Genomic DNA, 13210 nt, shown 5'->3' on the forward strand with positions numbered 1-13210 from the left:
ACCAAGATCGCTAACGATAAGCAGGAGGCATAACCTATGAGAGCAAACGGGCGGAATGAGGACCGGATACGGCCGATCACGATTACGACCCAGGTCAATAAATACGCGGAAGGCTCGGTTCTGATCGAGATGGGAGACACGAAGGTAATCTGCACGGCGACCGTGGAAGAGAAAGTACCGCCGTTTCTGAAAGGGCAGGGCAAGGGCTGGGTCACAGCCGAATATTCCATGCTGCCCCGTGCAACAGGCACGCGCAACCAGCGGGAAGCGGCCCGCGGCAAGCTGACGGGACGGACGATGGAGATTCAGCGGCTGATCGGCCGGGCTCTTCGGTCGGTCGTCAATCTGCAGGCGCTCGGAGAGCGCAGCATCACGCTGGACTGCGACGTTATTCAAGCCGACGGGGGAACCCGGACGGCGTCGATCACCGGGGCGTTCGTGGCCTTGGTCTACGCCGTGGACCGGATTGCCGTCCAGCACAAGCTGCCGGTCTTCCCGATCACCGATTATCTGGCAGCTGTCAGCGTCGGCATTGTCGGCGGCACCCCGCTGCTGGATCTGTGCTATGAGGAAGACTCCAAGGCGGCTGTCGATATGAATGTCGTGATGACCGGCAGCGGCGAATTCGTCGAGCTGCAGGGCACCGGCGAAGAGCGTCCGTTCTCGCGCAGCGAGCTGAACCGGCTGCTGGAGCTCGGCGAATCCGGGGTGCTGGAACTGATTGAAGCCCAGCGCAGGGCGCTTGGAGCCTTGGAACTCAAAATCGGCTCAAACCGGCCGTCGCGGGAGGCGTGAAGCATGGAGAAACTCCGGAACCTTCTCATCGTAGCGACCCGCAATGAGGGCAAAGCCCGGGAGTTCCGCCATGCGCTGGAGCCGCTCGGACTGGAGGTTCGCAGCCTCGCCGACTATCCCGGTCTGCCCGAGGTGGAAGAGACCGGATCGACCTTCGCAGAGAATGCCCGGCTGAAGTCGCAGACGATTGCGGAGGCGCTGGGCCTGCCGGTGCTGGCCGACGATTCGGGGCTGTGCGTGGACGCGCTGGAGGGAAGACCCGGCGTGTACTCCGCCCGCTACAGCGGACCCGGAGCGACCGACTCCTCCAACAATGCGAAGCTTCTCGGCGAGCTGGAGAAGCTGAAGCAGGGCGAAGATACGGACCAGCCTCTGCTGAGTCCGGCCCGCTTCGTCTGCGCCCTGTCGCTCTATGATCCCGCCGACGCAAGCGAACTGACGGCGGAAGGCTTCGTGGAGGGCTGGATCACCTCCGAGCCCGCCGGGGGCGGAGGCTTCGGATACGACCCGCTCTTCTACCTGCCGGAGTACGAGAAGACGATGGCGGAGCTTACGCTGGAGGAGAAGCAGGCGGTCAGCCACCGCGGCGCCGCACTGCGTGCGCTGACGGATAAGCGGGCCGGGCGCAGGGGTTAAGCCTGACTGGGAAGTGTGGTACGGCAGGCGGATATTTTTCAGGATTCCAAGAGAAGCTAAGGATGGGATGCGGCCGGGCAACCGGCCGCTTTTTTTGATGAAAGAACGGAAGCTTCGGACAACCTTTTGCACGGGAAGGCCGCTTGCGGTAAAGTAGGGGGGAGAGAAACCAACAGGCAAGGGAGTCGAAGCACAATGACGAATAAACCCGTTTCCCCTTATGTAGAAGCGCTTGGTCTTGAGCCCCATGTAGAAGGCGGATGGCACCGGGAGCTGTGGAAATCCTCGGTTCAGATTCCCCCGGAGCTGCTGGGCGAAGCTTATTCCGGTCCGCGTCCCGCGGCCTCTTCGATTTATTTCCTGCTGCATCCGGACGAGTTCTCCGAGTGGCATCAGGTGCTGTCGGACGAGCTGTGGCTGTGGCATGCCGGAAGCCCGCTGAGTCTTCGTCTCGGCGGAGACGGCGATCAGCCCGGCGAGGTGACGGAACTGGTGCTGGGCCTCGATACGGCTGCCGGACAGCAGCCGCAGGCGCTGGTGCCGGCCAAGGTCTGGCAGTCGGCCTATCCGCTCGGAGACGAGCCGGTGCTCGTCTCCTGTATCGTAGCGCCGGGCTTCCATTATGACGACTTCCGGCTGATCGGCAAGCCGAAGGCATGATTTTTTGGCCCGGAACTGCTTGAACGGACGGCAGCGGTGTTAAGGGATGGTAGGACAGACAGAACTAAATTCAAATTCGGGAGGACTACCCCTATGAGTACATTCAACGGGCCGTTTACCGGCGGACCTACATTAAACGACGGATTCACAATGCCTTGGCTGGGGCTGGGCGTCTGGCAGGTCGGCGACGACGAGGCTGCAAGCGCGGTACGGACGGCCATTGAGCTGGGCTACCGCAGCATTGATACGGCGGCGGCCTACAAGAACGAGGCCGGCGTCGCGCAGGGCATTCGAGATTCGGGTGTGGCCCGGGAGGAACTGTTCATCACAACCAAGCTGTGGAACAGCGATCAAGGCTACGAAGAAACGCTGAAGGCATTCGAGGAGAGCCGCCGGAAGCTGGGACTGGAGCAGCTTGATCTCTATCTGATCCACTGGCCGGTCAAGGACAAGTACCGCGAGAGCTGGAAGGCGCTTGTCCATCTCCAGAAGGAAGGGCTCGTCAAGTCCATCGGCGTCAGCAACTTCCAGCCGCACCATTTGAACGAGATTATCGAGGACACCGGCGTCGTTCCGGCCGTAGACCAGGTCGAGTTCCATCCGCTGCTGAGCCAGCGCGATCTGCTGGCTTATGCCAAGGAGCGGGGAATCCAGCTGGAAGCCTGGAGTCCGCTCATGCAGGGCCATCTGGACCTGCCGCTGCTTCAGGAGCTCGCCGCCAAATACGAGCGGACGCCGGCCCAGATTGTGCTGCGCTGGGATATCCAGCAGGGCGTTATCACCATTCCGAAGTCGGTGCACGAGAAGCGCATCCGCGAGAATGCCGGCATCTTCGACTTCACGCTGAGCGACGAGGACGTTACGGCGATCGAAGGGCTGAACAAGAACAGCCGCTTCGGCCCGGACCCGGACAACTTCAATTTCTAAGCTATATTATTCCTGTTAACAAGCGGAGATGCCCGGCATCTCCGCTTGTTTTAGTGCAGGAATGTGTAAGTTCGGACGGTTTCCTTACAAATTCCTTAGATCCCTCCTTTACACTGGCTAAGCAGAAAGGGAGGATATTAAATGACGGATCTGATTTTGTACACCGAGAATTTATGTAAGAGCTACAACAGACAACCGGCCCTGGAGCATGTCTCGCTGGCCGTTCCCCGGAACTCGGTCTATGGGCTGCTCGGGCCTAACGGCGCGGGGAAGTCAACGACGCTGAAGATGATGGCGGGTATGCTGCGGCCGGATTCTGGGCGAATGGTCTATCAGGGCCACGACTGGAGCCGGAAGGATCTGAGCGAGATCGGCGTCTTGATTGAATCGCCTCCGCTGTATGAGAACCTGACGGCCCGGGAGAATCTCAAGGTGCGGACCCTGGCGCTGGGTCTGCCGGAATCGCGGATTGCCGAGACGCTGGCGCTAGTCGATCTGGCCCACACGGGGAAGAAGCGTGCCGGGCAGTTCTCCATGGGCATGAAGCAGCGGCTCGGCATCGCAATTGCGCTGCTGAACCGTCCCAAGCTGCTCATTCTGGATGAGCCGACGAATGGGCTTGACCCGATCGGGATTCAAGAGCTGCGCGAATTGATCCGGTCTTTTCCCGGGCAAGGGATCACCGTCATTCTGTCAAGCCATATTCTCTCCGAAGTGGAGCAGGTAGTCGATCAGATCGGGATTATCGCCGGAGGACGGCTGGGTTACCAGGGCGCTGCGCCGCATGGCGCAGAGCTGGAGGCCCTGTTCATGCGGGTGGTTGCCGCGAACCGGAGGGCGGGTGACGTTCATGCTGATGCTGCGGCTTATTAAAGCGGAGCGCCTGAAATGGCGGCGCACCTTCATTCCTTGGCTGATCTGGATCGCACCGCTGTTCACGCTGGCGCTCTGCGGCATCCTCATGGGCGGACGGTATTTTCAGACAGGGGCCTATAACTGGTGGTACACGATGCTGCTGCCCGGAGCATTGACCCTGACCTGTTCACTCGCCATGCAAAAGGACACGAAGATGAAGTGCCGCGCTCTGCTCGCGCTGCCCCTCCACCCGCAGTCCCACTGGTCCGCCAAGACCGCCGCCGTCACCGGCTGGCTCCTGTTCACCAGCCTGCTGTTCTTCGTCGGCATCTCAACCGGCGGCTGGCTGTTCGGCTCTTCCATACCGCTGACGGACAGCGCGGCCGGCAGTCTGCTGATCTTCCTGACCCTTCTGTGGCAGATCCCGCTGTGTCTGTTCCTGTCCGCACGCTGGGGACTATTCACCGCCGTACTGGTAAATATGGCCTTGAACGTTGCAGGCGTGGTCACGTTTGATATAGGAGGGCTGTGGGATTTCATGCCCTATACGATTACGTTCCGGCTGATGTGCTCGGTGCTCGGCATTCTGCCGAATGGGCTGCCGGTTCCGTCGGACAGTCCATGGAACAGCACGAACATGATTCTGCCGGGTGCGCTGGTCTCGCTCGCCTGGTTCGCCTTGCTCTTCTTCCTTACCGGGCGGAGCTTCAGCAAGCAGGAGGCGAAGTAGCATGGCTTCTTTGTCCGGACTCTTCAAGGCCGACCTGCTCAAGACCCGGCGCACGCCCTTCCTGCTCCTTCATCTGCTGGCTCCGCTCCTCGCGGCTGCGGTCTTCCTGGCCTATTACTCCTATTCGCCGTGGAGCGCTGCCGACAAGGTGCAGGCCTATCTTCAAGTACTGGGCTGCGCGATGCCCACCCTGATTGCCCTGATCTGTTCCATGATGGCCGAGCAGGAGGCGGCGGGGCAGTTTCAGGGGATGCTCGCGCTTCCTGCCCTGCGGATCAAGGTCTATGCCAGCAAGCTGCTGCTGCTGCTGGTCTACGGTCTCGGCGCTGTCCTGGCAGCCGTCGCCTTGTTCGGCATCGGGTTTCGCGAGCTGCTGGGAGAGGACAGCCTGGGAATGGCCTTTTACTGGAGCGGGGCCGGTCTTCTGTTCGGGTGCAATGTGTTTCTCTATCTGCTGCACAGCTTCATCAGCCTGCGGCTCGGCCGCGGACCGTCCATCGGAATCGGAATCGGGGGAAGTCTGACCGCAGCCCTGATGCTGACCGGCTTGGGCGAGGGGATTTGGCCGTATGTGCCTTTTGCCTGGGGTGTCCGCCTGATTTCGGTCTGGACGCTTCACTGGGCAGGAACTTCGCTTCCTCTTCGCGAATTGCAGGCAGATGCCGGAATTGCCGGATGTATCCTTGCAACGTTAACGGCTGCCGTCCTGTCCGGCTTCTGGTTTAATCGCTGGGAAGGGCGGACGGCTGATCATTAGGCCAGACTGCTTAGAAACCGGGGGGAACCGTATATGACCCAAATACTCGCCGTCGACGACGAACCCGCCATCTTGGCGCTGATCGAGAGGGCTTTGAGCGCCGATGGCCATCTCGTCACCACACTCCGCGATCCGGCCCTGGTGCGCGGGCTGAATCTGGGAATCTATGACCTGATCCTGCTCGATGTAATGATGCCCGGCATTGACGGATTTACGCTATGCCGGGAGATCCGCACAGCGGTGGATTGCCCGATTCTGTTCCTGACGGCGAAGACGCTGGAGAGCGATCTGATGTACGGCCTGGGGCTGGGAGCGGACGAGTATCTTCTGAAGCCCTTCGGAATCGGGGCTCTGCGGGCACGGATCAACGCCCACCTCAGACGGGAGCGGCGGGAGCGGCGGAGGGTGCTCTGTTTGGATCACGTTCATTTCAATCTCTCGGGGAAAGAACTGCTCGTCTGCGGCCGGAAGGTGCCCCTGACTAAGAGCGAATACGAAATCTGCGAATTCCTGGCGCGGAACCGGGGACAGGTCTTCTCCAAAGAGCATATCTATGAGGCGGTCTTCGGCTTTGAGGGCGAGAGCGACAGCAGCGCCATTACAGAGCACATCAAGAACATCCGCGCCAAGCTGAACCAAGCGGGCATCGAAGCCATCGAGACGGTCTGGGGGATTGGTTACAAATGGAAGCTGTAGCAAAAGTGTCAAAGATGCGCCTGCGCACCTTTTTCCTGCAATACCTTCTCTTCCTAAGCGCGGGCACCATCCTGCTGCTCCTCCTCTTGCTGGGGTTGTTCACGGCCGCGTTCTCCTTCAATGTAGTGCTGCCCGCCAACTACGCGGAGAAGGAGATTGCCTTCGCCAAGGAGCAGCTTGCAAGCGGCAGCCTTGGGTCCGGCTTCGCGCCGAAGCTGGCGGATTATGCCATATTCACTGCGGAAGGCAAGCGGCTGTCCGGCAGTCTGAGCGAACGGGAGGCAGGCCGCGCCTGGAAGATCGCCCGTGAGGGCAAGAGCCGGGACTCGCACTTCTATACCGCTGTCCGAAGCGGAGAGGCCTATTGGATCTTCCGGTATAGCCTGACGCCGCAGTACGATTCGCCCTGGCTGCGCAGTCACCTGCCGAATCCGCAGCTTCTGGGCATTCTGCTCTTCATCCTCGGCATTCTGCTGCTGGCCGCCGTTCTCGCGGCCCGGTTCGGCCGGAAGCTGACGCAGAAGATGGCCGGTCTCCAGGAAGCTACGGATCATATCCGGCGCGAGAATCTGGAGTTCTCCGCGAAGCCGAGCGGCATCCGGGAGATTGATGAAGTGCTGGCTTCTCTGGAGCAGATGAAGGACGCTCTGCGCGCTTCATTGACCCGGCAATGGGAGCTGGAGCGTACCCGGCGCGAGCAGATCTCCGCGCTGGCGCACGACATCAAGACCCCGCTGACGATCATCCGGGGCAATGCCGAGCTGCTGCAGGAGACCCCCCAGAGCGAGGTCCAGCGGGAGTGCAACGGATATATCCTGAAGAGCACAGAGGACATTGAAGCCTTCGTGCAGGAGGTTATCGACTTGTCCGGCATGCAGTCCACCGCCGTACAGAGAACGGCGCCGATACGTCTGCGCGACTTCCTCGAAGAGCTGGAAAACCCGCTGCGGGCTTTGTCTGCGGGCAAGAGCATGGCGGCGCAAGTTCGTGTTCAGGAGCCGCTGCCCGAGCACATACCGATGAATAAGGACCTGCTTCTGCGGGGCATCGTCAATGTGATCGCCAATGCCGTCGAGCACACCCCTTCGCAGGGGAGCGTAACCCTGGAGGTCCGAAGCGATGAGGCCGCCGTATTCTTCACCGTTACGGATACCGGCTGCGGCTTCTCCCCGGCCGAACTGCGGGAAGCCGCAGCGCAGTTCTATATGGGCGACCGGAGCCGGGCGTCCGGCCGCCACTACGGCATGGGCCTCAGCATCACGGAATCCGCCGCGCAGCAGCACGGAGGGAAGCTGTTGCTTGAGAATGCCCCTGCCGGCGGGGCGAAGGTGACCGTGAGCGTAGCGGTTGGAGCGGTGAATAAGACGAATACCGGCTCCCCGCCCCCGCTCCCGGGCAGCTAGGGTAGGCTGGATTCCATCAGGCTGCCGGGTTGGCAGCCCATAGCCGGACATAGAGAAACCCGCTACATGGAGCGGGTTTCTGATCGGTTATTTAACGTTGCGTCCTCTAAGTCATTTAATCGTAACGTTATACGTCCGCAGCCACAGGTCCACTTGCGCGAGATAGGCGAAGAGCTGGGGGCCGCTCATGAGCTGGCCGAACCAGGGCAGGTTGCTGGAGGATTCGGGCGAAGCGGCAATCTCCCGGATCTTGGTCGCATCGACAAGCTGCAGCAGGGGAGAAGAGGGATCGTCGAGAACCGCCAGAGCCCGGTCGCGTACGGCGCTCAGATAATTGGGATTATGTGTCTTGGGGTAGGGGCTCTTCTTCCGGTAGAGGACGTCGTCGGGCAGGATGCCCTCGAGCGCTTTGCGCAGGATGCCTTTCTCCCGGCCTCCGACCGTCTTGATCTCCCAGGGAATATTGAATACATATTGGACCAGCCGGTGGTCGCAGTAAGGAACGCGGACTTCCAGGCCAACGCCCATGCTCATCCGGTCCTTGCGGTCGAGAAGCGTCGGCATGAACCGGGTGATGTTGAGGTAGGACATGACGCGCATCTGCGCCTGCTTGGGGTTCTCTCCGGCAAGCTTCGGCACCTCGGCGACGGCATCGCTGTAGCGGTCGCCCAGATATTCCAGCGGCCGAATCCACTCCCGCAGTTCCGGCGAGAGCAGGCTCTCGCGCATCTTGGGAGCGACCGACCAGGGAAAAGTGCCGGAATTCAGCGCTTCTTCCCGGTGAAACCACGGATAGCCGCCGAAGATTTCGTCGGCCGCTTCGCCGGAGATGGCAACGGTGGCGTCCTTCTTGATCTCGCGGCAGAACAGATACAGCGAGGAGTCGACGTCCGTCATGCCGGGCAGATCGCGCGCGTAGAGCGCGCTGTCCAGCGCCTGCACCAGCTCGGGGGTGTCGAATGCGACATTATGATGGTTCGTTCCGAGCTCTTCGACCATTCGCTTGATCCAGGGGCCGTCCGCGCCGGGCTGGAAGGCATGGCTGCGGAAATGCTTGTCGTTATCGACGTAATCGACGGAATAAGTATCGATCATGCCCTGGCCGGTGCGCTTGTAGTAGGCGACGGCCAGCGCCGAGAGCGCGCTCGAATCCAGCCCGCCGGAGAGCAGCGTGCAGACCGGGACATCGGAGACAAGCTGGCGTTCCAGCGTGTCGATCAGCAGTTCTCGGACACGGGCGGCCGTCTCTTCGGCGCTGTCGGTATGCACTTCGCTCTGCAGGCTCCAGTACGGGTAGAGCTTCAGACCGGAACGGCTGTAGATCATGGCATGGCCGGGCCGCAGCTCGGCGATGTCTTTGTACACGCCGTGCCCGGGCGTCCGGGCCGGTCCGACGATGAAAATTTCGGCCAGACCTTCCGGCCCGACGGCCGGCTGCACCGTGGGATGCTGAAGCAGCGCCTTCGGCTCGGAACCGAAGACGAGCGTATCCTCCGACTTGCTGTAGAAGAGCGGCTTGACGCCGAGCCGGTCGCGGGCGAAGAAGACCTGTTCCTTCGGACCGTCCCATACCGCGAACGCAAAGATGCCGTTCAGCTTATCCACACAGTCCGGGCCCCACTCCATGTAGGCATGGAGCAGCACTTCGGTATCGCAGGTCGTGCGGAAGACATGGCCCCGGCGCTTCAGCTCGCTGCCAAGTCCGGAGGCGTTATATAATTCGCCGTTATAGACAATCGCATACGTCCGGTCTTCATCGCGGGCGATCATCGGCTGGGACCCGTTCTCGGGGTCGATGACGCTCAAGCGCCGGTGACCCAGAGCCACAGGTCCGGAGATCCAGGTTCCCGCCGCGTCGGGTCCGCGATTCGCCAGGGTTTCAGTCATTTGGACAAGGAGCTGCGACTGGTTCGTCAGATCGCTGCGCCACTCGATAAATCCGGTTATTCCGCACATGACGGTTCATCCTCTCTAGGCCAATTAATACAGATATATGTACCGGGCGGTCATAAAATGTATGTCCATGGGATGCCCGAGAGAAGAGAAGCGTACGGCCTTATACGGAACGCTGCGCGGAGGAAGGCTGCGGACTCCGGCCCAGCCCCGTGTCCGCCCGGCGCAGCTCGGTGCTGAGCAGGCCCGCCAGGAAGCAGAGCAGGAACAGCGCTCCGGCAATCGCATAGCATTTTGCGGTCCCGATATAATCGGCCAGAATGCCGACGGCTCCGTAGGTGACCGGGATGGAGAGGCTGAACCCCATGCTGCTGATGCTGTTCACTCTGCCGCGCAGCGGCGGAGGAATAAGAATCTGGAACAAGGTGCTCATGGGTATGACCGAGAAGGTGACTCCGAAGCCCAGCAGAAGATTGCCGAGGCACGCCAGCCAGAAGCCCGGAGCGGCGGCGATCAGCAGAGAGGCCGCGCCCTGGCAGCCGAGGCCCAGCACGAAGGCCAGCCCGGCGCGGCGCGGCGAACGGATTCCCGTGAGCAGGCCGCCGAGCAGCAGACCGGCTCCGATGCAGGCATCGAACAGTCCAAGCTCGGTTGTTCCGCCGTGAAAAGTGTTCTTAATCAGCATGGGCGGCAGCACATTGCTTGGACCGAGCGCGATATTGGTCGCCGTCCCCAGAGCGATCAGCAGCATCAGCACCTTTTGGGAGCGAAGCCATTGCCATCCTTCCCGGATTTCGGCCAACATCGAACGGGCGCCGCCCGTTCTCCGTTCCTCGGTGGTTATGTTGTAGGGGATCATTCGGATGAACAGCAGCGAGACCAGAAAGCTGGCCGAATTGATCAGGACCGCTCCGCCGTTCCCGATAACAGCAATCAGCATGCCGCCGAAGACCGTGCCGAGGATGCGCGTAATCTGCTGGGAAATAGACATCAGCGAGTTGGCCGTCATGAAATGCGCTCTGTCCGAAATGAGTTCGGGAAGCCGCGAGCTCTGCGAGGTGGCGAACAGATGAGCCAGAATGGAAAGGGCTGCGGTAATAAGATGAACATGAAAGATCCGAAGCTGTCCGGTCAGCATGAGTATCCACAGACAAGCCGTCAAGAGCCCCTGGCCGAGATCGGCAAGCTGCATAAGACGCTGTTGGTTCCGGCGGTCCACCCAGGCTCCGATGAACAGCCCGAGCAGCATCTGGGGCAGGAACTTGGTGACCAGCACGAGTCCTACCTGCAGAGCGGAACCCGTCATGGAGTAGATCAGCCAGCTGATGACCAGGTTATAGAGCGAATCTCCGAGAAAAGAAATACTGCGCGCCGTCCACAGATGTCTGAATGGAACGTTGCTCTTCAGCAAGCCGGCATATCCGGGCTTTGTCAGCGCCGCGGTCTTCATACAGGCGCCGCCTTTCGGGAGAGAGGAACGCCGGCGTCCGCCGGGCGCAGAAAGCGGTGCTTGACGCTGTGTTCCCAGAGCTTCACCGCAAATGCGCTGTCGCCCCGTTGGCGCAGCAGCCGGGACAGGCTTGTCCCTGGCTCAAAAGCCTCCAGAAATCCAATCATCGGCTCGGGGAACGGAAACGCCGTTCCGTCCAGCCGGATAAAATATGCCGCTGCTTCCGAAGCGGCAGGCTGCGGTCCGCGGTTCATTCTGCGGTGCTCCAGCGCATCCGTTACGGTTCGGGCATTCAGCGAACCTCCGGCTGCCTCGGAGTCCGAATGAACCGCCAGGACGTCCGGACCCTGCACCAAGGCGGACAATCGGGCGCCTTCTCTGCCGCGGACAATGACTCCGTTCAGCGAGAGGATGCGGTCCCGGTCCATTTCGCTCTCCCTCGCTTCCCTCAACACTTGATTGATCCGGGGGCCGAACCGCTCATGATAGAAGAGCGTATGCGGAGTATCGATGCCGCCGGTCCAGGGGCGCTCGTAGCAGGGGCCCTTCAAGGACTGCAGAGCGGAGAAAATCTGCTTGCGGGAGGATGCCGAGCTGGAGGAGTTCTCCTCGTCAATTTCTTTATAGAACAATCTCCAGGCAATATCCTCGCCGCGGTAAGGTCTGACCTGTTCAATGCCGAAGCGTTCCGGCTCCTTGGCGACAATGGCGCCCTTCGTCAGCGTAAATTGGCCCAGCCCGCCGAACGTCCACAGTTCCCGGTTCTCTCTCAAGAAGTCGATGGAGCCCATGGCATCCTCCAGTTTCTCGGTCGGAAAGCCCGTAAAGCCCATAATCTGCACCCCGATTCCGGCTTCGGAGAAGATCCGGATCGTATCCTGGAGACGGTCGGCCTTCGTGCCTTTGTTGATCAGGTCCAGAATGCGCTGATTGCCGGACTCGAATCCGACGGATACCGCGACGCAGCCGCTCTGCCGCAGCAGCCTGCATTTGTCCGGAGTCCAGTATTCCTCAAGCCGGATTTCGGCGCTCCAGATCAGCTTCAGTCCTTCTTCCACAATCCGTTCGGCCAGCCGAAGCAGCAGACTCGGCGCCAGCACATCGACAGAGAAATAGATGTAGGGATAGCTCTTCGTAATCTCGCGAAGATCGCGCATGATGAGATCGGCGTTCAGCTGCCGCCATGCGCTCGTCGGAGAATCAAAGTTGAGCCCATAATCGCAGAACGTGCATTTGTTCCAGTAGCAGCCGCGGGAAGGGGAGTAGTAGACGAAGGGGAACGGAGACAAATATTGGTTCCAGGGCAGCTGACTGTAATCGGGAACGGAGAGCTGCTCCAGCCGCTCGTAGGCGATATGAACGTTCTGCGGCGGGACAGACTGCGGAAGCCGGGGGTTCAGGATCACGTTGTCGATCGGGGACAGCGTTCCCCCGGCCTCCAGCATGTTCAGAATCCCGACAAATGCGGTTTCGCCCTCGCCCAGAATGCAGGCGTCGGCATTGTTAAATATATCAAAGAACGCATTGCGGTCGTTTATATGCTTCCAGTGATCGGACACCGCCGTTCCTCCCAGTACAACGGTAATGTCCGGTACACTTGCTTTTAGAATTTGGGCCAGCTTGAGGGCAAAAGGAATCTGCGCGACATAAGTCACGCTGATGCCGGCCAGCCGGTAGTGTCCCTGCCTGAATGCAGGCGCCAGCACCTCATGAAAGTAGCGGTGATAAGGAGCTGTAATCCGGTTGATGACCTCCGCATTCATCAGGTCTCCCGAATGGAACAGGTTGTACAGCCAGTGGCTGCGAAGCGAGAAACCGTTGAACTGGCCGGGAAATCCGAGCATCGACAGCGCGTCCATCCAGAGCATGACGGCCTCCACCGCATAGGAATACTGCGTATAATCGAAGAAACGTTCCCGGTCTCTCAGGATGCCGATGGCTTCGGGAAGCATGTCTTCAAAAGGGAAAGAGGCGGTCTTCAGGCCGTAGAACAGCTCGAGCTCTTCGGCGGCTGAACGGTTGACGGAGCCGGACAGCGTCCCGACGCGTTCCCGGATATGCTCCATGCTCTCCCGGATGTGCAACGGCTCGGCGGTATGCAGCCAGGCCTCGATATTGGCGTCCACGATGTCGATATCCGTATATCCGAAGCTGCGGGCGTAGCTCTCCAAGTAGCACAGACTGTGGTAGCCGGAGGTCGGATCGCTGACGGGCGGATACAGCAGCAGCGTTTTGGGCAAGACAATCCCCTCCCTGATTGGAAAATACCTCCCCGTAAACGGGGAGGCGAGATGTGCGGGTCCAGATCACTACTATTGGATAATGACAATGTTGGAAGGGGGCGCCGGCTGCACTTCGCGCTCTTCGGTTACCTCCAGGATATGTGTCAGCATCTCCAGTTCTTCGCG

General features: G+C 60.5%; 12 protein-coding genes. 9 read left to right on the forward strand and 3 right to left on the reverse strand.

Annotation, left to right across the window (positions count from 1 at the left end):
- Positions 1-36 precede the first annotated feature (36 nt).
- From rph to F4V43_RS14610, 9 genes are all read left to right on the forward strand, one after another.
- Entirely contained in the window at positions 37-795 is a 759-nt protein-coding gene (gene rph / locus F4V43_RS14570) for a ribonuclease PH (RefSeq protein WP_150458984.1), read from the forward strand.
- 3 nt (positions 796-798) lie between these two features.
- On the forward strand, positions 799-1431 hold the full coding sequence (locus F4V43_RS14575; protein WP_150458985.1) for an XTP/dITP diphosphatase: 633 nt from the start codon (positions 799-801) through the stop codon (positions 1429-1431).
- 195 nt (positions 1432-1626) lie between these two features.
- Positions 1627-2091: a cupin domain-containing protein gene (locus tag F4V43_RS14580; RefSeq protein WP_150458986.1), complete on the forward strand. Its 465-nt coding sequence runs from the start codon at positions 1627-1629 to the stop codon at positions 2089-2091.
- 93 nt (positions 2092-2184) lie between these two features.
- A complete protein-coding gene (locus F4V43_RS14585) occupies positions 2185-3018 on the forward strand; it encodes an aldo/keto reductase (protein WP_150458987.1) in 834 nt (277 codons plus the stop codon).
- A 141-nt stretch (positions 3019-3159) separates the two neighbouring features.
- Positions 3160-3891 (forward strand): lantibiotic protection ABC transporter ATP-binding protein, encoded by a 732-nt coding sequence (locus F4V43_RS14590; RefSeq protein ID WP_150458988.1) that lies wholly within the window; start codon positions 3160-3162, stop codon positions 3889-3891.
- Positions 3869-4603, forward strand: coding sequence for a lantibiotic immunity ABC transporter MutE/EpiE family permease subunit (locus F4V43_RS14595; RefSeq protein ID WP_223879906.1), 735 nt, complete (start codon positions 3869-3871; stop codon positions 4601-4603). The genes F4V43_RS14590 and F4V43_RS14595 overlap by 23 nt, the downstream gene beginning before the upstream one ends.
- A gap of 1 nt (position 4604) precedes the next feature.
- Positions 4605-5360 (forward strand): lantibiotic immunity ABC transporter MutG family permease subunit, encoded by a 756-nt coding sequence (locus tag F4V43_RS14600; protein WP_150458989.1) that lies wholly within the window; start codon positions 4605-4607, stop codon positions 5358-5360.
- A gap of 33 nt (positions 5361-5393) precedes the next feature.
- Complete coding sequence (locus F4V43_RS14605) at positions 5394-6056, forward strand: response regulator transcription factor (RefSeq protein ID WP_150458990.1); 663 nt, start codon at positions 5394-5396, stop codon at positions 6054-6056.
- Complete coding sequence (locus F4V43_RS14610; protein WP_150458991.1) at positions 6044-7459, forward strand: sensor histidine kinase; 1416 nt, start codon at positions 6044-6046, stop codon at positions 7457-7459. Before F4V43_RS14605 ends, F4V43_RS14610 begins: the two co-directional genes overlap by 13 nt.
- A 111-nt stretch (positions 7460-7570) precedes the next feature.
- Here F4V43_RS14610 and asnB read toward each other — a convergent pair whose 3' ends face one another.
- The 3 genes from asnB to F4V43_RS14625 form a co-directional block, all read right to left on the reverse strand.
- Positions 7571-9415 (reverse strand): asparagine synthase (glutamine-hydrolyzing), encoded by a 1845-nt coding sequence (asnB, locus tag F4V43_RS14615; protein ID WP_150458992.1) that lies wholly within the window; start codon positions 9413-9415, stop codon positions 7571-7573.
- Between the two features lie 100 nt (positions 9416-9515).
- Complete coding sequence (locus tag F4V43_RS14620; protein WP_150458993.1) at positions 9516-10802, reverse strand: MFS transporter; 1287 nt, start codon at positions 10800-10802, stop codon at positions 9516-9518.
- Positions 10799-13042, reverse strand: a complete 2244-nt coding sequence (locus F4V43_RS14625; RefSeq protein WP_150458994.1) for a B12-binding domain-containing radical SAM protein — start codon at positions 13040-13042, stop codon at positions 10799-10801. Before F4V43_RS14625 ends, F4V43_RS14620 begins: the two co-directional genes overlap by 4 nt.
- Positions 13043-13210 lie beyond the last annotated feature (168 nt).

The sequence above is a fragment of the Paenibacillus spiritus genome (genome assembly GCF_008710135.1).
Taxonomy (GTDB): Bacteria; Bacillota; Bacilli; order Paenibacillales; family Paenibacillaceae; genus Paenibacillus_AQ; species Paenibacillus_AQ glufosinatiresistens.

Coding starts and splice junctions, on each gene's coding strand:
- rph (WP_150458984.1), top strand. CDS start 37: ATGAGAGCAAACGGGCGGAATGAGGACCGGATACGGCCGATCACGATT.
- F4V43_RS14575 (WP_150458985.1), top strand. CDS start 799: ATGGAGAAACTCCGGAACCTTCTCATCGTAGCGACCCGCAATGAGGGC.
- F4V43_RS14580 (WP_150458986.1), top strand. CDS start 1,627: ATGACGAATAAACCCGTTTCCCCTTATGTAGAAGCGCTTGGTCTTGAG.
- F4V43_RS14585 (WP_150458987.1), top strand. CDS start 2,185: ATGAGTACATTCAACGGGCCGTTTACCGGCGGACCTACATTAAACGAC.
- F4V43_RS14590 (WP_150458988.1), top strand. CDS start 3,160: ATGACGGATCTGATTTTGTACACCGAGAATTTATGTAAGAGCTACAAC.
- F4V43_RS14595 (WP_223879906.1), top strand. CDS start 3,869: ATGCTGATGCTGCGGCTTATTAAAGCGGAGCGCCTGAAATGGCGGCGC.
- F4V43_RS14600 (WP_150458989.1), top strand. CDS start 4,605: ATGGCTTCTTTGTCCGGACTCTTCAAGGCCGACCTGCTCAAGACCCGG.
- F4V43_RS14605 (WP_150458990.1), top strand. CDS start 5,394: ATGACCCAAATACTCGCCGTCGACGACGAACCCGCCATCTTGGCGCTG.
- F4V43_RS14610 (WP_150458991.1), top strand. CDS start 6,044: ATGGAAGCTGTAGCAAAAGTGTCAAAGATGCGCCTGCGCACCTTTTTC.
- asnB (WP_150458992.1), bottom strand. CDS start 9,415: ATGTGCGGAATAACCGGATTTATCGAGTGGCGCAGCGATCTGACGAAC.
- F4V43_RS14620 (WP_150458993.1), bottom strand. CDS start 10,802: ATGAAGACCGCGGCGCTGACAAAGCCCGGATATGCCGGCTTGCTGAAG.